Origin of the sequence: Streptomyces sp. ATexAB-D23 (assembly GCF_000373645.1) — a bacterium.
Lineage (GTDB): Bacteria > Actinomycetota > Actinomycetes > Streptomycetales > Streptomycetaceae > Streptomyces > Streptomyces castrisilvae.
The window spans coordinates 20,411-38,052 of record NZ_KB892019.1 but is presented as its reverse complement, the minus strand read 5'-3'; the positions used below and the strand labels follow the sequence as shown (position 1 = coordinate 38,052).

The following is a 17,642-nucleotide window of genomic DNA, read 5'->3' as shown; positions in this document are numbered from 1 at the left end:
CACCGGACAACCCCCTGGGCCGCCGCCGGACACCCCATTAGAATCATGGAGCTCCGAATGTGTGTGTGACTGTGTGTGTGGGGGGGGAACCATGGCGCGACGGACCGGTCAGGGCGAGCGCCTCCGACGGGTGTCCGAACGGCGACGGAGCACGGACGGCCCGCCGGCCGAGCGGAATTCGGCCCGTACGGTCATCACCGCGTCGGTGCTGGCCGGGGTGTCCGCCGTGATCGTCGGCCTCATCACCGGCCTGGGCACCACACTCCAGGACGCCGTCACGGACGCGCTGAGCGGTGACGGGAAACCGGCCCCCGCCGCGCCGCGGGACGGGACGTCACCGGCCCCCGCCGCGCCGCAGGACGGGACGTCGCCGGCACCCGCGTCGTCGCGCCCGGACCCGGCGGTCCCGGTCAAGGTGGCGGTCATACCGGAGGAGGGCGGCACCTTCCTCGTCTCCGAGCACCGCGTGACGGGCGCGGACACGGACGCGGTGACCCATGGAAACGCGACCCAGGAGGAATGGAACAGCCTGCTGCGGAAGATCCGGGCCACCTCGATACACAAGACCGCGTACAAGATCGCCGTCACCAATGTCTCCTCCTCCACGGTCCGGGTCGTCGACATCGTCCCCGTGATCACGCGCCGCTCCGGGGCGCTCCACGCCACGATGATCGAACCCCTCGGAGGCGAGGCCGAGGAGAGCGTCGAGGTCAGGCTGGACCTGGACGAGCGGTCTCCCACGTTCACCCGGGCCGGAAGGCCGTACTTCGCCAGCACGTCACAGGTCCTCGAAGCGGGAAAGGGCTTCGTCATGGCCGTGGAGGCGAAGCTCCTGGGCGAGGAGTACGTCGAGTACCACCTGAGGGTGGACTACATCGACGCGAAGGGCGAGCAGCGCTCGCTCCAGGTGAAGGAGCCCAGTACCCCCGTCGGCGTCTTCCGGGTCTCCGGCTCGGTCGACGACGCGGAGTACACCGACTTCTGGGGCCCGGACGAGGAGGGGCGGGGACGGCGGCCGTACACCGTGGAGGAACGGAGGTGACCGGTCCCGGGGCGGCCGTCCGCGGGCACCGGCACCGGCACCGGCACCGGAATCAACTCGCTGGACCGCGGCACGGTCCGGCGGCGACAGTGGGCGAATGACCTCTCACGTACATCACGTCACCGTCGACTGCGCGGACGCCTACGAGCTCGGATCGTTCTGGGCGCGGGTGCTGGGCGGATCGCTCGCCGACGACGACTTTCCCGGTGATCCCGAGGCGCTGCTCGAAACGCCCGGCGCGGCCCTCCTGTTCGTCACCGTGCCCGACCCGAAGGCCACCAAGAACCGCGTCCACCTGGATGTCCAGCCCGACGACCGCACCCGGGACGAGGAGGTCGAACGGCTGCTGGCCCTCGGCGCCACCCTGGTCGCCGACCACCGCAAGCCGAACGGCCGCGGCTGGGCGACCCTGGCCGACCCGGAGGGCAACGAGTTCTGCGTGGAGTGCGGCGCCGCTGAACGGGCCGCGCTCACCGGTACGCGCCTGCCGGTCACCGCCGACGACGTGACCGAGGCGGTACGGCTGACGGTCGACACCCTCGCCGCCGCCGCGGACGCCGACTGGCGTGTCCCGGCCTCCACGCTGACCTGGGACTGCTGGGAGACCGCGGAGCATCTGAGCGACGACCTGTTCGCGTACGCCGTCCAACTCGGCCCGCGCACTCCGCCGCTGGAGACGGAGGTGCCCTACCACTGGGGACCCCGGCGCGAGGGCGGACCGTGGAACGCGGTCTTCGCCGACCCGGAGGCCGGCACGGCGGGGCTGCTCCAGACCCTGGAGGCGAGCGGCGCGCTGCTGGCGGCGATGGTGCGTACGGCCTCGCCGGCCCTCCGCTCGTACCACGGGTACGGGGTCTCCGACCCGGAGGGCTTCGCGGCCATGGGCGTCGTGGAGACCCTGGTGCACGCCCATGACATCGCGTCGGGCCTGCGCGTCTCCTGGGAGCCGCCCGCCGCGCTGTGCGACCGGGTGCTGGCCCGGCTCTTCCCCGACGCCCCGGACGACGCGGACCGGTGGGCCGTCCTGCTCTGGTCCACCGGCCGCGGCGACCTGCCTGGCCGCGAGCGCGTCACCTCGTGGAAGTGGCACGGCGCCCCGCTCGACGCCGCCCCGCAGGCGTGACCCGCGGCTACCTGTGGAGAGCCGGTTCGCCGCCGGGAGCGGCTTCGTGTCGTAGCCGAACAGGGCCTGGTTCTCCCCGGCGTTGCCCGACGCCTGATCGGCCGGGTCCCGGCCGCTGCCGCTGACGGCGGTCCAGGCCGGCTCCCGGTGCGGCTGCCGGATGGGTGCCTCAGCCGTCGAGCCGTACGACGCGGACCGCCCCCGCCGGAACGGCGAGCTTGTCCGCGGCGGGCTCGCCGGTGAGGAGTTCGGTGCCGGGTGCCTCCAGCGCCACGCCGGCGTCGGTGTCGGAGTGGTTGATCACGAAGAGGTAGCTGCCGGTGTCCCCGGTGCGGCGCACCACCTCGACGTCGTACGGGAGCGAGGTGCGGGACGCGATGCGGGCGTCCTCGCAGGCCCGGTCGAGCACCGCGTCCAGGTCCGCGCCGCTCAGCCGGGTGGAGACGTACCAGGCGCTGCCCTCGCCGAGGCGGTGGCGGGTGACGGCGGGGCGGCCGGCCGCGATGCCGTCGGCGTAGGACCACATCGTCTCGGCACCGCGCGGGATCACCACGTCGGACCAGAGGTCCCCGGTGAGTTCCGGACCCTCGGGTGCGCCCTCGGGGGAGACCAGCCGGACCGTCTCCCCCTCGCCGAGCGGTGCGAACTCCTCGACGGTCAGCCCGAGGACGTCCCGGAGCGCGCCTGGGCAGGCCCCGGGGTGCACGGCGTCGTTCGTGTCGACGATGCCGGAGAAGTACGAGACGACGAGGGTGCCGCCGCCCTCCACGTACCGGCGCAGGTTGCGGCCGGTCTCCTCGGTGGCGAGGTAGAGGGCCGGGACGACGACCAGGGGGTAGCCGGACAGGTCGGCGTCGGGGTGGGCGAAGTCGACGGTGAGGTGGCGGTCGAAGAACGCGGCGTAGAAGGAGTCGGCGCGCTCGCGGGCGTCGTGGTCCTGGCTGGGGCGCCACTCCAGGGACTGCGCCCACCAGGACTGCCAGTCCCAGACCATGGCCAGGTCCGCCACGGTCCGGGTGGAGCGGATCTCGTCCAGCACGGCGAGGCCGGCGCCGAGCCGGGAGACCTCGCGCCAGATCCGGGAGTCGGTGCCGGCGTGCGGGAGCATCGCCGAGTGGAACTTCTCGGCGCCGCGCCGGGACTGCCGCCACTGGAAGAACATCGCGCCGTCGGAGCCCCGGGCGACATGGGAGAGGCTGTTGCGGGCCATCTCGCCGGGGCGCTTGGCGGGGTTGCGGGGCTGCCAGTTGACGCCGCCGGCCGAGTGCTCCAGGAGCAGCCAGGGGGCGCCGCCCGCGACCGAGCGGGTCAGGTCGGCGGCCATGGCGAGGTTGACGTGGGTGCGGCGGCCGTCGGTGATCAGGTAGTGGTCGTTGGAGACGAGGTCGACCTCGCGGCCCCAGGCCCAGTAGTCGACGGACTCGCACTGACTGAGGGCGGTCATGAAGTTGGTGGTGACGGGGATGCCGGGGGCGAGCCGGTGCAGGATGTCGCGTTCGGCGCGGAAGTTCTCGCGCATGGTGGCGTCGGCGAAGCGGGCGTAGTCCAGCTGCTGGGCGGGGTTGCCGACGGTCGGGGTCGCGCGGGGCGGGTCGATCTCGTCGAAGCCCCGGTAGCGCTGGCCCCAGAAGGCGGTGCCCCAGGCCTCGTTGACGGCGTCCACGCTGCCGTGCCGGGCGGTGAGCCAGCGGCGGAAGTGGGCGGCGCAGCTCTCGCAGTAGCAGGCGCTGACGGGGACGCCGTACTCGTTGTGGACGTGCCACAGGGCGAGGGCCGGGTGGTTCGCGTACCGGCGGGCGAGCTGTTCGGTGATGTTCGCGGCGGCGGCCCGGTAGTCGGGGTTGCTGTGGCAGATCGCGCCGCGTGAGCCGAAGGCGTACCGCGTCCCCTCCCTGCTGACGGGCAGGGCCTCGGGGTGGTCGCGGTAGAACCAGGCGGGCGGGGCGACGGTGGGGGTACCGAGGTCGGCGCGGATGCCGTTGACGTGCAGCAGGTCCAGGAGCCGGTCGAGCCAGCCGAAGTCGTACCTGCCGGGGTCGGGTTCCAGGAGCGCCCAGGAGAAGATCCCGACGCTGACCAGGGTGACGCCGGCCTCCCGCATGAGGCGCATGTCCTCGTGCCAGACCTCCTCGGGCCACTGCTCGGGGTTGTAGTCGCCGCCGAAGGCCAGCTGGTGCAGACCCTTCGGGGCAGTCGCGCGAGGGGTGTGCGGCATGGGCGTCTCCTGGGCTCTTGGGACAACTTCTGGGAACGTGCACACACCATCCCGGCGGCGCTGGCCCAACATAACCGCACAGCAACAACCATTGACAAGTGTCGGTTTCGTTTCTCTACTGTGAACGCTCACAGCGCAGATCGGCGCTGCACCCTCGCTTCTCGTCAGGGGAGAAACCCATGAAGTACCGCATCGTCGCGGTGTCCGCGGCCGCTTCGCTCGCCGCCACCGCCCTGCTCACGGGCTGCGGATCGTCGGACGGCGACGGCAGCGGTGACGGCCCGGCCGCGGCCGGTCCCGCGTCGCTCACCTACTGGGCCTGGGCCCCCGGCCTGGACAAGGTCGCGGACATCTGGAACAAGGGCGAGGGCAAGAAGGCCGGCATCACGGTCACGGTGAAGAAGCAGGCCTCGGGCGACGACCTGGTCACCAAGATCATCACCGCGGCGAAGGCGCACAAGGCCCCCGACCTGGTGCAGGCCGAATACCAGGCGCTCCCCACGCTGGTCTCCAACGACGTGCTCGCCGACATAGCGAAGGAGGCGGGCGACGCGAAGGGCGAGTTCGCCGAAGGGGTCTGGCAGCAGGCGACGCTCGGCTCGGACGCCCTGTACGCGCTGCCGCAGGACTCCGGCCCGCTGATGTTCTACTACCGCCAGGACCTGTTCGAGCGGTACGGGCTGTCCGTGCCCACCACCTGGGACGAGTTCGCCGAGACCGCCCGCGCCCTGAAGAAGAAGGCGCCGGACAAGGACCTCACCACCTTCTCCTCCAACGACTCGGGGCTCTTCGCGGGCCTCGCCCAGCAGGCCGGCGCCCGGTGGTGGACCACCGGCGGCGACCAGTGGAAGGTCGCCATCGACGACCCGGCCACGCGGAAGGTGGCGGACTTCTGGGGCGGCCTGGTCGCGGAGGGCGCCATCGACAACCAGCCGATGTACACCCCGGCGTGGAACAAGGCGCTCAACACCGGGAAGCAGATCGCCTGGGTCAGCGCGGTCTGGGCGCCCGGCACGCTGACGACCGCGGCGCCCGACACCGCGGGCAAGTGGGCCATGGCCCCGCTCCCCCAGTGGAAGGCCGGCGAGAGCGTCACCGGCAGCTGGGGCGGCTCCTCCACCGCGGTCACCAACGACTCGAAGCACAAGGCGGCCGCGGCCGCCTTCGCGAAGTGGCTGAACACCGACCCGGCCGCGCTCGCCGCGCTGGTGAAGGAGAGCGGCGTCTACCCCGCCGCCACGGCCGCCCAGACCGGTGGCGCCCTCGCGGAGCCCCCGGCCTACTTCGCCAACCAGCCGGACTTCTACACCGAGGCCGCGAAGATCGCCAAGGGCACCGCACCCGCTTCCTGGGGCCCCAACGTGAACGTCGCGTACTCCGCCTTCAAGGACAACTTCGCCGGGGCCGCCAAGAACAGGTCCGCCTTCGCGCCGGCCCTCGCCGCGATGCAGGACGCCACCGTCGCCGACCTGAAGAAGCAGGGCTTCGGAGTCTCCGAGTGACACGCGCGCGCCGCCGGAAGCCGTACGGGGTCAAGAGCGCCCCGTACGCCTTCCTGATCCCCGCCACCGTGCTGTTCCTGCTCTTCTTCGCCCTGCCCATCGGCTACGCCCTCCACCTGAGCCTCCACCGCACCGAGGTCAGCGGGCTCGGCCTCGGCAAGGGCGCCCGCAAGGAGGTCTGGGCCGGCCTCGGCAACTACGCCGACGCGCTCACCGACTCCGAACTGCTGCACGGCGCGCTGCGCATCCTCGGCTACGGCGCGATCGTCGTCCCGGTCATGCTGGGCCTGGCCCTGCTCTTCGCCCTGCTCCTGGACACCGAACGGCTCCGGCTGCGCGGCTTCACCCGGCTGGCGATCTTCCTCCCGTACGCGATCCCCGGCGTCGTCGCCGCCCTGATGTGGGGCTTCCTCTACCTGCCGGACGTCAGCCCGTTCTACTTCGTCCTGGACAAGGCGGGCCTGCCGCGGCCGGACCTGCTGGACGGCGGGCCGCTCTACCTCGCGCTCGCCAACATCGCGGTCTGGGGCGGTACCGGCTTCAACATGATCGTCATCTACACCTCGCTGCGCGCGATCCCCGCCGAGATCTTCGAGGCGGCACGGCTGGACGGCTGCTCGCAGTGGCAGATCGCGCTCCGGATCAAGATCCCCATGGTGGCGCCGTCGCTGGTGCTCACGTTCTTCTTCTCGATCATCGCGACCCTCCAGGTGTTCAGCGAACCGACGACGCTAAAGCCGCTCACCAACTCCCTGACCACCACCTGGAGTCCGCTGATGAAGGTCTACCAGGACGCCTTCGTCAACAACGACATCTACACGGCGGCCGCCCAGGCGGTCATCATCGCCGCCGTCACCCTGGCCCTGTCCTTCGGCTTCCTGAAGGCGGCCAACTCCCGTACGAAGCAGGGGGACCCCCAGTGACCACGCCGCATCTCCGGCTGGCGCCCACCGCCCCGCGCCGCCTCGCCCTCGTGCCGACCGCCGCGCTGCTGCTCGGCGCCCTCTACTGCCTGCTGCCCGTCGCCTGGGTCGTCGTCGCCTCGACCAAGTCCGGCAGCGAACTGTTCTCCACCTTCACCTTCCTGCCCGGCTCCGGCTTCGCGGACAACATCGCGGACCTGTCGGCGTACCGGGACGGGGTGTACTGGAGGTGGATGGCCAACTCCGCCCTGTACGCCGGCGTGGGCGCGCTGCTGTCCACGGCCGTCTCCGCGGTCTCGGGATACGCCCTGGCCGTGTACCGCTTCCGGGGCAGGGAGAGCATCTTCAACATCCTGCTCGCCGGGGTGCTGATGCCTCCCGTGATCCTCGCCGTGCCGCAGTACCTGCTGATGGCGAAGGCCGATCTGACCGACTCCTACCTGTCGGTGATGCTGCCGGTGATCCTCTCCCCTTACGGGGTGTACCTGGCGCGGATCTACGCGGCGGCGGCCGTCCCCGGCGATGTGATCGAGGCCGGGCGGATGGACGGCGGCGGCGAGTGGCGGATCTTCCGCACCATCGCCCTGCCGATGATGCTGCCGGGCCTGGTGACCGTCTTCCTGTTCCAGTTCGTCGCGATCTGGAACAACTTCCTGCTGCCCTACATCATGCTCGGCGACGACGAGAAATTCCCGGTCACCCTGGGGCTGTTCACGCTGCTCCAGCAGGGCGCCACCACCCCGGCCCTCTATACGCTGGTGATCACGGGCGCGCTGCTGGCGATCGTCCCGCTGATCGCCCTGTTCCTGGTCGTCCAGCGGTTCTGGAGCCTCGACCTGCTCTCCGGCGCCGTAAAGTCCTGACGGGCCCCGCCAGGACGTCATCCGATGAAAGATCACGCACCATGAGCCGCACAGAACAGACCGGCACGGGACGCCGACGGCCGCCGACGATCCACGACGTGGCGCGGGAGGCCGGGGTCTCCCGGGGCACGGTCTCCCGGGTGCTGAACGGCGGTCACAACGTCAGCCCGGCGGCGCTCGACGCGGTCAACTCCGCGATCCGCAAGACCGGTTACACCGTGAACCGGCACGCCCGCTCGCTGATCACCGGCCGCTCGGACTCGGTGGCGTTCCTGCTCACCGAGCCGCAGGAGCGGTTCTTCGAGGACCCGAACTTCAACGTGCTGCTGCGCGGCTGCACGACCGCGCTGGCCGCGCACGACATCCCGCTGCTGCTGATGATCGCGGGCACGGAGGCCGAGCGCCGACGCAACATGCGCTACATCGCCGGGCACGTGGACGGGGTGCTGCTGGTCTCCAGCCATTCCGGCGACCCCGTCGCCGCCCGGCTGCACGAGGCCGGGGTGCCGCTGGTCGCCTGCGGGAAGCCGCCGGGGCAGGGGTCGAAGGTCAGCTACGTGGCGGCCGCCGACCGGGACGGTGCCCGGGAGATGGTGCGTTACCTGTACGAGTCGGGGCGCCGCCGGATCGGCACGGTCAGCGGCCCCCTGGACACCCCGGGCGGGGTGGAGCGGCTCGCCGGCTACCGCGAGATGCTGGCCGACTGCGGGCTGCCCGCCGACGACGCGCTGATCGTGCCGGGCGACTACAGCCGGGCGGGCGGCGAGGCGGCCGCCGCGCTGCTGCTGGAGCGGGTGCCGGATCTGGACGCGGTGTTCGTCGCCTCGGACCTGATGGCGCAGGGGGTGCTCGCGGCGCTGGAGAAGGCGGGGCGCAGGGTGCCGCAGGATGTCGCGGTCGGCGGCTTCGACGACTCCCCCGCGGCGCTCGCCTCCCGGCCCGCGCTGACGACGATCCGGCAGCCGTGGGACCGGATCAGCGCCGAGATGGTGCGGGTGCTGCTGGCGCAGATCGGCGGAGAGGACCCGGCCGCGGTGATACTCCCGACCGAGCTGGTCCGCCGCGACTCGGCCTGACGCGGCGGACCGCCGGATGTCCGGTGCGCAGGCCGGACGGCCCGCCCGGCTGACGCGGCGGACCGCCGGCGCTCCTGTGCCCCCGCGCTCCGGTGTCCCCGTGCCCCCATGCCCCGCGCTCCGGTGCTCCGGTGCTCCGGTGCTCCGGTGCGTCAGCCTGCGAGGACCTCCAGCGCGCGGTCGACGTCGGCTTCGGTGTTGTACAGGTGGAAGGACGCCCGCAGGTTGCCGGCCCGCCCGGCGACCATCACCCCGGCGCGCTCCAGCTCCGGCGCCCGGTCGCCGAGCCCCGGCACCGCGACGACGGCGGTGTCCGCCGGGACCGGGGTGCGGCCCAGCTCCGCCAGCCCCGCGCGGAAGCGGGCGGCGAGCCCGGTGGCGTGGGCGTGCAGCGGCTCGATGCCGGTCTCGTGGAGCAGCGCGAGGGACTGCTCGGCGCCGTGGTACGCGAGGAAGGCGGGCGGCTCGTCGTAGCGGCGGGCGTCGGACGCGAGCTCGGTGACCGGCCCGTAGGTGCTGCCCCACGGGTCCTCGGCCGCGACCCATCCGGCGAAGACGGGCCTCAGCTCCGCCTGCGCCTCCTCGGTGACGGTGAGGAACGACGTGCCCCGGGGGCAGAGCAGGTACTTGAAGCCCGCGGTGACCGTGTAGTCGTACGCCCCGGCGTCCAGCGGCAGCCAGCCGGCCGACTGGGTGGCGTCCAGCAGCGTCCGGGCGCCGTGGGCGGCGGCCGCGGCCCGGACCGCGTCCAGGTCGGCGCGCCGGCCGTCGGCGGACTGCACCGACGAGAAGGCGACCAGCGCGGTTCCGGGCCGCACGGCGTCGGCCAGCTCCGCCAGCGGCACGTACCGCACGGTGAGGTCGCCCCGGACCGCGAACGGGCTGACCACCGAGCTGAACTCACCCTCGGGCGCCAGGACTTCGGCCCCGGGCGGCAGCGAGGACGCGATCAGCCCGACGTGGCCCGCGACCGAGCTGCCGACGGCGACCCGGCCGGCCGCGACCCCGGCGATCCGGGCGAACCCGTCCCGGGCCCGGTCCACCGCCTCGAAGTCCCCCGACCCGGCCCTGCTGCCACGGGCGTTCTCCTCGGCGAGGGCCTTCACGGCGTCGACGGTGCGGCGGGGCAGCAGCCCGCAGGTGGAGGTGTTGAGGTAGGTGGTCTCCGGCGCGAACTCGTCGGCCACGGCACGGCTGAGCGAAGACGTCATCATGCGCCCAGCCTGGCGCCTCCCCGACCTCCGGTCAATTGATAATATTTCACGGAAAACCCTGAGCAATGCTTATATCTCGGGCTGCCGCGACCCGCGTGGGTCAGGCGTTCCCGGCCGCCCCCGGCACCTCGCACGCCCCGTCGGCGTCGCAGGCCGCCGCGTCCGTGCCGGACGCGGTCACCGGACGGTCCTTCCACGCCTGCTCCAGCGCCTGGGCGAAGACCTCGGCGGGCTGTCCGCCGGAGATGCCGTAACGCCGGTCGAAGACGAAGAACGGCACGGCGCCGGCGCCCAGCTCGGACGCCTCCCGCTCATCGGCCCGCACCTCGGCGGCGTACGCGTTCGGGTCGGCGAGCACCGTGCGCGCCTCGTCCGCGTCGAGACCCGCCTCGACGGCCAGCTCCACCAGCACCGCGTCGTCGTAGACGGAACGTTCCTCGGCGAAGTTCGCCCGGTAGGCGAGGGTCAGCAGCTCGTCCTGGCGGCCGCGTGCCTTGGCCAGGTGCAGCAGCCGGTGGATGTCGAACGTGGAGCCGTGGTCGCGGCCCTCGGCGCGGTAGCCGAGCCCCTCGGCCCGCGCGTTGGACGCGACGTTGGCCTCCATCGAGCGGGCCTCCTCGGGGGTGCGCCCGTACTTCTGCGCCAGCATGTCGATGACCTGCCCGGTGTCGCCCTTGACGCGCCCGGGGTCCAGCTCGAAGGAGCGGTGCACCACCTCGACGTCGTCGCGGTGGGCGAAGCCCGCGAGGCCCTTCTCGAAGCGGGCCTTGCCGATGTAGCACCACGGGCAGGCGATGTCGCTCCAGATCTCGACGCGCATGACTCTTCTTCTCTCCGGACTCTCGGAAGGCTGCTCACACAGCGCGGAGGCACCCTCCGCTCCCCGCCCCAACGCACGCGGGGCCCGTGCCATTCCCGCCGCCGCTCTCCCGCTCAGCGCTGCCCGGCCGGCGGCACTGCGCGGCACAGCACCAGGTGGTCGCCCGAGCGGGGATGGTCCGGGTCGGGGGTCCAGCCGCAGGCGGAGTAGAAGGCCTGGGCTCCCGTGTTGGGGGCGAAGACCTCCAGGCGGGCCTCCGTCACGCCGTGGCGCTGCCAGCCGGCCACGCACGCGATGTGCAGGGCGCTGCCGACGCCCTCGCGCCAGTGGGCCGGGGACACATGGAACTGGGAGAGGTGCGCGGAGCCTTCGCGTACGGAGTAGGCGGCGATACCGACGAGGGCGCCGTCCCGTTCCGCGCAGAGCACGGTGGCGTCGTCCCGGCCGATGGCTCCCGCCCAGCCGTCCCGGCTGCGGGCCACCTCGGCGGTGCCCGCGTACTCCTCCTCGGGCAGGTGGCCCCGGTAGTAGGTGGCGCGTGCCTCGGTGTGCAAGGTGACTATGGCGTCGAGATCGGCGGCGGTAGCTGTACGGATCATGAAGTGAGGGACGCGCCCGGCCCGCGGCCGGTTGCCGAACGGGGCTCAGAGGGCGAACCGCTCCCCCGCGCGCGGCGCGCGTACGACGACGGAACCGGGCTCCGCCCCGGCGCGCACGAGGCGAACCTGCCCCGCCCCGGCCACCGCCGCCCGGCCGTCGGCCGTGACGGACAGCAGGGTGTTCTCGTCGAGGGCGACGCCGGAGGGCGCCTCGCCCCGGGCCACCGCCGCGATCAGCCGCCCGAGCGTCCCCCACGCCGAGGTGTGCACATCGACGGTGTGCGGGAGGAGTCCCAGGCCGTCGCGGACCTCGATCTCGTCCAGGTCCTCCGCCGCGTCGTCGGGGCAGACGGGGACGCCCCGGTCGAGCCATCCGCCGACGAGGGCGCGGCGGGCCGCGACGACGGCGCCGGCGGAGAAGCCCGCGTAGGGCAGCGACCGCTCGGTGATGATCCGGGCGACGGTCTCCCGCACCGGGGCGAGGGCGTCCTGATAGGCGGGGGTCAGTCCGCCGCCGACGAGCAGCCCGTCCAGCCCGGCAAGCTCCCCGGGGTCGAACACGCCGCCCTCCGGTACGAGCAGCGGGACGGGCCTGACGCCCGGCGCGACCCGGCGCAGCACGGTGGCCCAGCGGGTGAACTGCCCGGCCCCGTCCCCCTCGTCGACGAGCAGGCAGCCCACCACGCCCTCGTCCCCCGCCTCGGCGAGGAACGGCCCGTACACGAGTGGCGCGGCGTCCTCGTCCCAGCCGCCCCCGATCAGATGCACGCTCACGGCGGTCCCTCCCCCACGTTCCGGTCCCCGAGGCCGTGGGGCAGGCTCTCATGGCCGGGCGGCGCGGCGGTACGGGTTTCCCGTCCGCGTGCGCCGCCCGTCTCCGGCGCTCCGTCAGCTGCCGTCGCGGAGGTCGGCCGGGGCGGCCGGCCGGAACGCGATCCGGTCGAAGGACACCTCGCAGCCCTCGCCCGTGGGTGACTGGGCGAGGAAGCCGATGGAGGCGGCGGCCGACCGCTCCGGCGTGCCGAGGGCGAAGACGCGGACGAAGGTCCACTTCTCGCCGTCGGCCGACGCGTGGAACGCGAAGGAGTGGCCCGTGCGGCTCAGGCGCAGCCAGTGGCTGTCGCCGTCCACGACGTAGGAGTTGACGTCGTCGGAGTGACCGCGGGTGACGACGGTGCAGATGGTCGGGTGGTCCGGGGAGAGCTCCAGGCAGAGCTTCGCCCACTCGTGGTCGCCGACGTGCAGGTAGAGGACGGCCGCGTCGAAGGCGGCGGCGAAGCCGGCCCGCACCCGGGCGACCAGCTGGAAGTCGCCCTCCGGGGCGGGGCCCAGCAGCCGGGGCGCGTCGCTGACGGATTCCAGGCTGTCGCCGCCCGGCGGGACGAAGCGGTCCTGGCGGGCACCGGCACGGCCGGTGAGCACGCCGTTCTCGTAGCTCCATCCGGCGTCCGGGCCGAACGGCTCCAGAGCGAAGGGGAGTTCGGGGAGGGTGGTGGTCATGCGGGTCGTCCGTTCACGCGGCGGGGCAGGCCCAGCGGGTTGTCCTCGCGCAGCTCCGGCGGGAGCAGCGCTTCGGGGGTGGTCTGGTAGCTGACGGGGCGCAGCCAGCGTTCGATCGCGGTGGCGCCGACCGAGGTGGAGGTGGAGGTGGTGGCCGGGTAGGGGCCGCCGTGGTGCTGGGCGGGGGCGACGGCGACGCCGGTCGGCCAGCCGTTGACGAGGACGCGGCCGGCGAGGGGGGTGAGCTCGGCGAGGAGCCCGGACGCGCTGCCGCCGGCCTCGTCGGTGGCGATGTGGAGGGTGGCGGTGAGGTTGCCGGGCAGCCGGGACAGGACGGCGGTGATCTCGTCCTCGGAGGCATAGCGGGCGACGACGGTGACGGGGCCGAAGCACTCCTCCAGGAGCGCGTCGTGCGGGCCCTCGGCGGTGAGCAGCCGGGCCGGGACCGTCAGGAAGCCGGCCGCGACCGTGTGTTCGCCGCCCGCGCCGGGGGTGACCGGGGCGTCCACGTCCGGGAGCGCGGTCCGCTCGGTGACCCCGGCGAGGAAGGCGTCGCGCATCCGGTGGTCGAGCAGGACGCCGGCCTCGCTGTCGCTGACGGCCTCGGTGAGGGACTTCAGGAAGCGGTCGCCGCCCTCGCCCTCGGGGGCCAGGACGAATCCGGGCTTCGTGCAGAACTGGCCCGCGCCCATGGTCATCGAGCCGGCCAGGCCCGTACCGATCTGCTCGCCGCGCTCGGCGGCGGCCGCCCCGGTGACGACGACGGGGTTGAGGGAGCCGAGCTCGCCGTGGAAGGGGATGGGGACCGGCCGGGCGGCCGCCGCGTCGAACAGGGCGCGTCCGCCGCGCACCGAGCCGGTGAAGCCCGCGGCGCCGACGAGGGGGTGCTTGACGAGGGCGACTCCGGCCTCGAAGCCGTGCAGGAGGGTGACGACGTCCTCGGGCAGGCCGACCCTTGCGGCGGCCCGGCGCAGCACGGAGGCGCACAGCTCGGAGGTCGCGGGGTGGTCGGGGTGGGCCTTGACGACGACGGGGCAGCCGGCCGCGAGGGCGCTGGCGGTGTCGCCGCCGGGGACGGAGAAGGCGAGCGGGAAGTTGCTGGCCGCGTAGACGGCGACGACACCGAGCGGGATCTTGTAGCGGCGCAGGTCGGGCCAGGGCGGGGTGCGGGTGGCGTCCTCGTGGTCGATGTGGATGTCGAGGTAGGCGCCCTCGTCGACGACCTCCGCGAAGGCCCGCAACTGGGCTGCGGTGCGCGCGAGTTCACCGGTCAGCCGGGCCGGGCCGAGGGCCGTCTCGGCGTCGGCGGCCTCGATGACGTGGTCACCGGCCTCGGTGAGCAGCTCGGCCGCGGTGCGCAGGAAGGCGGCGCGCACGGTGCGGTCGGCCAGCGAGCCGCGTACGGCGTGGGCGGCCCTGACCGCGCGGTCGACCTCCTCGGCTGTGGCCTCCACCGCAACCTGCTCGCGCGGGTTCCCGGTGCGGGGGTCGACGCTCCAGACTGGTGCTGCTGCCACCATGATTCCTTCCGCTCCACTGCCGCACATCAGACGCTGTCCGGTATAAGTTGTTCGGTATTCTGAACAGAGTTCCTGATCGTGAATATGAAGCGACTCTATTTCCGGGCGTTCGGTGTTGGCAAGAAGTCCCGGGGTTTCGTCGGTGGGCTGGAAGGGGCGTAGGGCGATGTCGGTTGCCGAGTCGGGTGGAGCGCAGGTCAAGTCCGCGGTACGGACGGTGGAACTGCTGGAGTACTTCGCCGGGCGGCCCGGCATGCATTCGCTCGCCGCGGTCCAGGAGGCCGTCGGATACCCCAAGTCCAGCCTCTACATGCTGCTGCGCACCCTGGTCGAGCTGGGCTGGGTGGAGACGGACGCGACGGGCACCCGGTACGGGATCGGCGTACGGGCCCTGCTCGTCGGCACCTCGTACATCGACGGGGACGAGGTGGTCGCCGCGGCCCGCCCCACCCTGGACCGGCTCTCCGACGACACCACCGAGACCATCCACCTGGCCCGGCTCGACGGGACCAACGTGGTCTACCTCGCCACCCGCCAGTCCCAGCACTACCTGCGCCCCTTCACCCGCGTCGGCCGCCGGCTGCCCGCCCACTCCACCTCGCTCGGCAAGGCGCTGCTGGCCACCTACAGCGACGAGCAGGTCCGCAAGATGCTGCCCGAGACGCTGCCCGCGCTCACCGAACACACCCTGACGGACCGGGAGAAGCTCATCGGGGAGCTGCACCAGATCCGCGAGCAGGGGTACGCGGTGGACCGCGAGGAGAACACCCTGGGGCTGCGCTGCTTCGGTGTCGCCGTCCCCTATCGCACCCCGGCCAGGGACGCCATCAGCTGCTCGGTGCCGGTCGCCCGGCTGACGCCCGCACACGAGCAGATGGTCAAGGACGCGCTGTTCGACGCGCGCGACCGCCTGACGCTCGCCACCCGGCGGCTCTGACCGCCCGGCCGGCCTCCCCCGCGCGGCGGAGGCGGATCGTCATCCGGCAGGACGTGCGGCGACGCGCCGTCCGGCAGCGTGGGGGCATGACGCCGGTCTCCGCCCCGCCCGTTCCCGCGACGGCCCCCCGCCCCCTGCGCACCGCGCTGCCCGCCTTCCGCCGGTCCGCGCTGCCGGTGCCGCGCGCACCGGAGTGGTGCGGTTCCGGGGCGGCGGCCTGCCGGGGCGGCCGGCCGAGCCCCGCCTCACCGGGCCGTGCCGAGGGGGACACCCCCGGCATGGCGCTCACCTACGCTGTGCGGATGCTGGTCGGAACGCTGGTGGTGGCCCTCGGCGCGTACTTCCTCGCGGAGCGCGCGGCCGGTTCGCGGGGCGCCCCCGCATGACCCCGCTCATAGGCCGGCTCCTGGGCCGGCGGGCCCGGATGCGCTGGCTGCACCTGATCGTCGGCGGCGCCCTGCTGATGCCGTACTTCCTGGTCGGAACGGTGTTCGTCGGCTTGTACGCGCCCGGCACGAGCGCCTTCACCTCGCTGCCCGCCCAACTCACCGCTCTGGCCTGCGCCCTGCCGATGGCCGCCGTCACCGCCCTGCTGCCCACCGCCCGGCCCCTCTCGGTGGCCGCCGCCCGCGCCCTGTGCGATCTCGCCCCGGACCGGCCGCTCGCGGACGGCCCCGGCCGTTCCCGGCAGGCGCGGGTCCGCTGCTCCGCCTGGTTCACGCTGCACGTCGGGCTCGGCGGCGTCATCAGCGGAATGACCCTGGCGCTCGTCCCGTTCGCCGTCTGCGTCATGGGACTGCCGCTCTTCGCCGCCCTGCGCGACTCCTTCGTCCCGCACGTCCCCCCGGCCCTGGACCGGCCCTGGATCCTGGTCCTCGCGCCCCCGGCCGGGGCGGCCATGCTCCTCGCGCTGGCGGGCTGCGCGACGGCGGCCGGGGCCCTGCTCGCCGGCCGGGCCCCGGTGCTGCTCGGCCCCACCCCGGACGACCGGCTGGCCGCCGCCGAACGCCGGGCCGCCGATCTCGCCGTACGCAACCGCCTCGCCCGCGAGCTGCACGACTCGGTCGGCCACGCGCTGAGCGCCGTCACCCTCCAGGCGGGGGCGGCCCGCCGGGTCCTGGACAGCGACCCGGAGTTCGCCCGCCGGGCGCTCACCGCGATCGAGGAGACCACGCGCCGCACGGTCGGCGAACTCGACGCGGTGCTCGGGCTGTTGCGGCAGGGCGGCGAAGGGCCCGGCACACCCGCCGGACCGGGGCTCGACGCGCTGGGCGACCTGCTGGCCCGGTGCGGGGTGCCCGTGCGGTACACGGCCGACGGCGACCCGGGCACGGTCCCCGGACCGGTGTCGGCCGAGGCGTACCGGATCGTGCAGGAGGGACTGAGCAACGCGCTGCGGCACGGCGCGCCCGGTTCGCCGGTCCGGCTGCGCGTCGACGTCGGCCCCCGGGAGCTGGGGCTCGTCCTGGACAGCGCGCTGACGCCGGGTCCGCCGACGGCCCGCCCCGGTGGCGGGCGCGGCCTGACCGGCATCGCGGAGCGCGCCCTGCTGCTGGGCGGCACGACGGAGTCCGGGCCCCGCGACGACGGCGTGTGGCGGCTGGCCGCCCGCCTCCCCCTGAACACACCCGTGAAGGAGCGACGATGAGCACGACGGTCCGGATCGTCCTGGCCGACGACGAACAGATGGTGCGCACCGCCCTGCGGGCCATCCTGGACGCGGAGGACGGCCTTGAGGTGGTCGGGGAGGCCGCCACCGGAGCCGAGGCGGTCTCCGTGGTGCGGGCGCTGCGGCCCGATGTGGTGCTGATGGACGTCCGGATGCCCGAGACCGACGGCATCCGGGCCACCGAGCAGATCCTCGCCGGTCCCGACCCGGCCCCGCGCGTCCTGGTCGTCACCACCTTCGAGCACGACGCCTACGTGTACGAGGCGCTGCGCGCGGGGGCGGCGGGCTTCCTGCTGAAGCGGGCGGCGGCCGAGGAGATGGTGCGGGCGGTGCGGCTGGTGGCGTGCGGCGACTCGCTGCTGTTCCCGTCCGCCGTGCGGCGGCTGGCCGCCGCGTACGGGACGCCCCGGCCGGCCCCCGCCCCGCCCTGGGCCGCCCGGCTCACCGAGCGGGAGGCACAGGTGCTGCGGCTGATGACGGCGGGGCTGACCAACGCGGAGATCGCCGGCCGGCTGGCGGTGGGCGCGGCGACGGCCAAGACGCATGTGGCCGCGGTACTCGCGAAGACCGGGGCCCGGGACCGCACACAGGCCGTCATCACGGCGTACGAGTCGGGGTTCGTCACGCCCGGCTGAGTGG

The 17,642-nt window shown here is 73.5% G+C and carries 17 protein-coding genes; 10 read left to right on the top strand and 7 right to left on the bottom strand.

From position 1 onward, the window contains the following. Positions 1 to 91 precede the first annotated feature (91 nt). Together B082_RS0118510 and B082_RS0118505 are read left to right on the top strand one after the other, a co-directional pair. Entirely contained in the window at positions 92 to 1,042 is a 951-nt protein-coding gene (locus B082_RS0118510; protein ID WP_106435511.1) for a hypothetical protein, read from the top strand. A 97-nt stretch (positions 1,043 to 1,139) separates the two neighbouring features. Continuing rightward, the gene (locus B082_RS0118505; RefSeq protein ID WP_018553309.1) at positions 1,140 to 2,165 is read left to right on the top strand and encodes a VOC family protein; all 1,026 of its coding nucleotides are present in this window, start codon (positions 1,140 to 1,142) and stop codon (positions 2,163 to 2,165) included. Positions 2,166 to 2,334: 169 nt separating this feature from the next. Here the strand turns inward: B082_RS0118505 and B082_RS0118500 are convergent, their stop codons facing one another. Continuing rightward, positions 2,335 to 4,380 (bottom strand): beta-galactosidase, encoded by a 2,046-nt coding sequence (locus B082_RS0118500; protein ID WP_018553308.1) that lies wholly within the window; start codon positions 4,378 to 4,380, stop codon positions 2,335 to 2,337. A 179-nt stretch (positions 4,381 to 4,559) separates the two neighbouring features. On the opposite strand from B082_RS0118500, the gene B082_RS0118495 reads away from it, so the two are divergent. Genes B082_RS0118495 through B082_RS0118480 form a run of 4 tightly spaced genes read left to right on the top strand, consistent with a single transcriptional unit; the run spans position 4,560 to position 8,744 of the window. Next, positions 4,560 to 5,882, top strand: coding sequence for an extracellular solute-binding protein (locus B082_RS0118495; RefSeq protein ID WP_018553307.1), 1,323 nt, complete (start codon positions 4,560 to 4,562; stop codon positions 5,880 to 5,882). Continuing rightward, positions 5,879 to 6,805, top strand: coding sequence for a carbohydrate ABC transporter permease (locus B082_RS0118490; protein WP_018553306.1), 927 nt, complete (start codon positions 5,879 to 5,881; stop codon positions 6,803 to 6,805). Before B082_RS0118495 ends, B082_RS0118490 begins: the two co-directional genes overlap by 4 nt. Next, on the top strand, positions 6,802 to 7,668 hold the full coding sequence (locus B082_RS0118485; RefSeq protein WP_018553305.1) for a carbohydrate ABC transporter permease: 867 nt from the start codon (positions 6,802 to 6,804) through the stop codon (positions 7,666 to 7,668). The genes B082_RS0118490 and B082_RS0118485 overlap by 4 nt, the downstream gene beginning before the upstream one ends. A gap of 41 nt (positions 7,669 to 7,709) precedes the next feature. After that, positions 7,710 to 8,744 (top strand): LacI family DNA-binding transcriptional regulator, encoded by a 1,035-nt coding sequence (locus B082_RS0118480; RefSeq protein WP_018553304.1) that lies wholly within the window; start codon positions 7,710 to 7,712, stop codon positions 8,742 to 8,744. 152 nt (positions 8,745 to 8,896) lie between these two features. Here the strand turns inward: B082_RS0118480 and B082_RS0118475 are convergent, their stop codons facing one another. The 6 genes from B082_RS0118475 to B082_RS0118445 all read right to left on the bottom strand — a co-directional run bounded on the left by B082_RS0118475 (position 8,897) and on the right by B082_RS0118445 (position 14,394). Next, the gene (locus B082_RS0118475) at positions 8,897 to 9,958 is read right to left on the bottom strand and encodes an aminotransferase class V-fold PLP-dependent enzyme (RefSeq protein WP_018553303.1); all 1,062 of its coding nucleotides are present in this window, start codon (positions 9,956 to 9,958) and stop codon (positions 8,897 to 8,899) included. Positions 9,959 to 10,058: 100 nt separating this feature from the next. Beyond that, positions 10,059 to 10,778, bottom strand: a complete 720-nt coding sequence (locus tag B082_RS0118470; protein WP_018553302.1) for a DsbA family oxidoreductase — start codon at positions 10,776 to 10,778, stop codon at positions 10,059 to 10,061. Positions 10,779 to 10,891: 113 nt separating this feature from the next. Continuing rightward, a complete protein-coding gene (locus B082_RS0118465) occupies positions 10,892 to 11,377 on the bottom strand; it encodes a GNAT family N-acetyltransferase (protein ID WP_026249929.1) in 486 nt (161 codons plus the stop codon). Positions 11,378 to 11,422: 45 nt separating this feature from the next. After that, complete coding sequence (locus B082_RS0118460) at positions 11,423 to 12,151, bottom strand: hypothetical protein (RefSeq protein WP_018553300.1); 729 nt, start codon at positions 12,149 to 12,151, stop codon at positions 11,423 to 11,425. A 114-nt stretch (positions 12,152 to 12,265) separates the two neighbouring features. Next, complete coding sequence (locus B082_RS0118450; protein ID WP_018553299.1) at positions 12,266 to 12,877, bottom strand: DUF1349 domain-containing protein; 612 nt, start codon at positions 12,875 to 12,877, stop codon at positions 12,266 to 12,268. Next, positions 12,874 to 14,394 (bottom strand): aldehyde dehydrogenase (NADP(+)), encoded by a 1,521-nt coding sequence (locus tag B082_RS0118445; RefSeq protein ID WP_078622598.1) that lies wholly within the window; start codon positions 14,392 to 14,394, stop codon positions 12,874 to 12,876. The genes B082_RS0118450 and B082_RS0118445 overlap by 4 nt, the downstream gene beginning before the upstream one ends. 169 nt (positions 14,395 to 14,563) lie before the next feature. Between B082_RS0118445 and B082_RS0118440 the strand changes: the two genes are divergently transcribed. The 4 genes from B082_RS0118440 to B082_RS0118425 all read left to right on the top strand — a co-directional run bounded on the left by B082_RS0118440 (position 14,564) and on the right by B082_RS0118425 (position 17,638). Next, a complete protein-coding gene (locus B082_RS0118440; RefSeq protein ID WP_018553297.1) occupies positions 14,564 to 15,334 on the top strand; it encodes an IclR family transcriptional regulator in 771 nt (256 codons plus the stop codon). 86 nt (positions 15,335 to 15,420) lie between these two features. Continuing rightward, positions 15,421 to 15,720 (top strand): hypothetical protein, encoded by a 300-nt coding sequence (locus B082_RS0118435; RefSeq protein ID WP_018553296.1) that lies wholly within the window; start codon positions 15,421 to 15,423, stop codon positions 15,718 to 15,720. Next, positions 15,717 to 16,982, top strand: coding sequence for a sensor histidine kinase (locus tag B082_RS0118430; protein WP_018553295.1), 1,266 nt, complete (start codon positions 15,717 to 15,719; stop codon positions 16,980 to 16,982). The genes B082_RS0118435 and B082_RS0118430 overlap by 4 nt, the downstream gene beginning before the upstream one ends. Beyond that, positions 16,979 to 17,638, top strand: a complete 660-nt coding sequence (locus tag B082_RS0118425; RefSeq protein ID WP_018553294.1) for a response regulator transcription factor — start codon at positions 16,979 to 16,981, stop codon at positions 17,636 to 17,638. Before B082_RS0118430 ends, B082_RS0118425 begins: the two co-directional genes overlap by 4 nt. Positions 17,639 to 17,642: the final 4 nt, after the last annotated feature.

Coding starts and splice junctions, on each gene's coding strand:
- B082_RS0118510 (WP_106435511.1), top strand. CDS start 92: ATGGCGCGACGGACCGGTCAGGGCGAGCGCCTCCGACGGGTGTCCGAA.
- B082_RS0118505 (WP_018553309.1), top strand. CDS start 1,140: ATGACCTCTCACGTACATCACGTCACCGTCGACTGCGCGGACGCCTAC.
- B082_RS0118500 (WP_018553308.1), bottom strand. CDS start 4,380: ATGCCGCACACCCCTCGCGCGACTGCCCCGAAGGGTCTGCACCAGCTG.
- B082_RS0118495 (WP_018553307.1), top strand. CDS start 4,560: ATGAAGTACCGCATCGTCGCGGTGTCCGCGGCCGCTTCGCTCGCCGCC.
- B082_RS0118480 (WP_018553304.1), top strand. CDS start 7,710: ATGAGCCGCACAGAACAGACCGGCACGGGACGCCGACGGCCGCCGACG.
- B082_RS0118475 (WP_018553303.1), bottom strand. CDS start 9,958: ATGATGACGTCTTCGCTCAGCCGTGCCGTGGCCGACGAGTTCGCGCCG.
- B082_RS0118470 (WP_018553302.1), bottom strand. CDS start 10,778: ATGCGCGTCGAGATCTGGAGCGACATCGCCTGCCCGTGGTGCTACATC.
- B082_RS0118465 (WP_026249929.1), bottom strand. CDS start 11,377: ATGATCCGTACAGCTACCGCCGCCGATCTCGACGCCATAGTCACCTTG.
- B082_RS0118450 (WP_018553299.1), bottom strand. CDS start 12,877: ATGACCACCACCCTCCCCGAACTCCCCTTCGCTCTGGAGCCGTTCGGC.
- B082_RS0118440 (WP_018553297.1), top strand. CDS start 14,564: ATGTCGGTTGCCGAGTCGGGTGGAGCGCAGGTCAAGTCCGCGGTACGG.
- B082_RS0118435 (WP_018553296.1), top strand. CDS start 15,421: ATGACGCCGGTCTCCGCCCCGCCCGTTCCCGCGACGGCCCCCCGCCCC.
- B082_RS0118430 (WP_018553295.1), top strand. CDS start 15,717: ATGACCCCGCTCATAGGCCGGCTCCTGGGCCGGCGGGCCCGGATGCGC.
- B082_RS0118425 (WP_018553294.1), top strand. CDS start 16,979: ATGAGCACGACGGTCCGGATCGTCCTGGCCGACGACGAACAGATGGTG.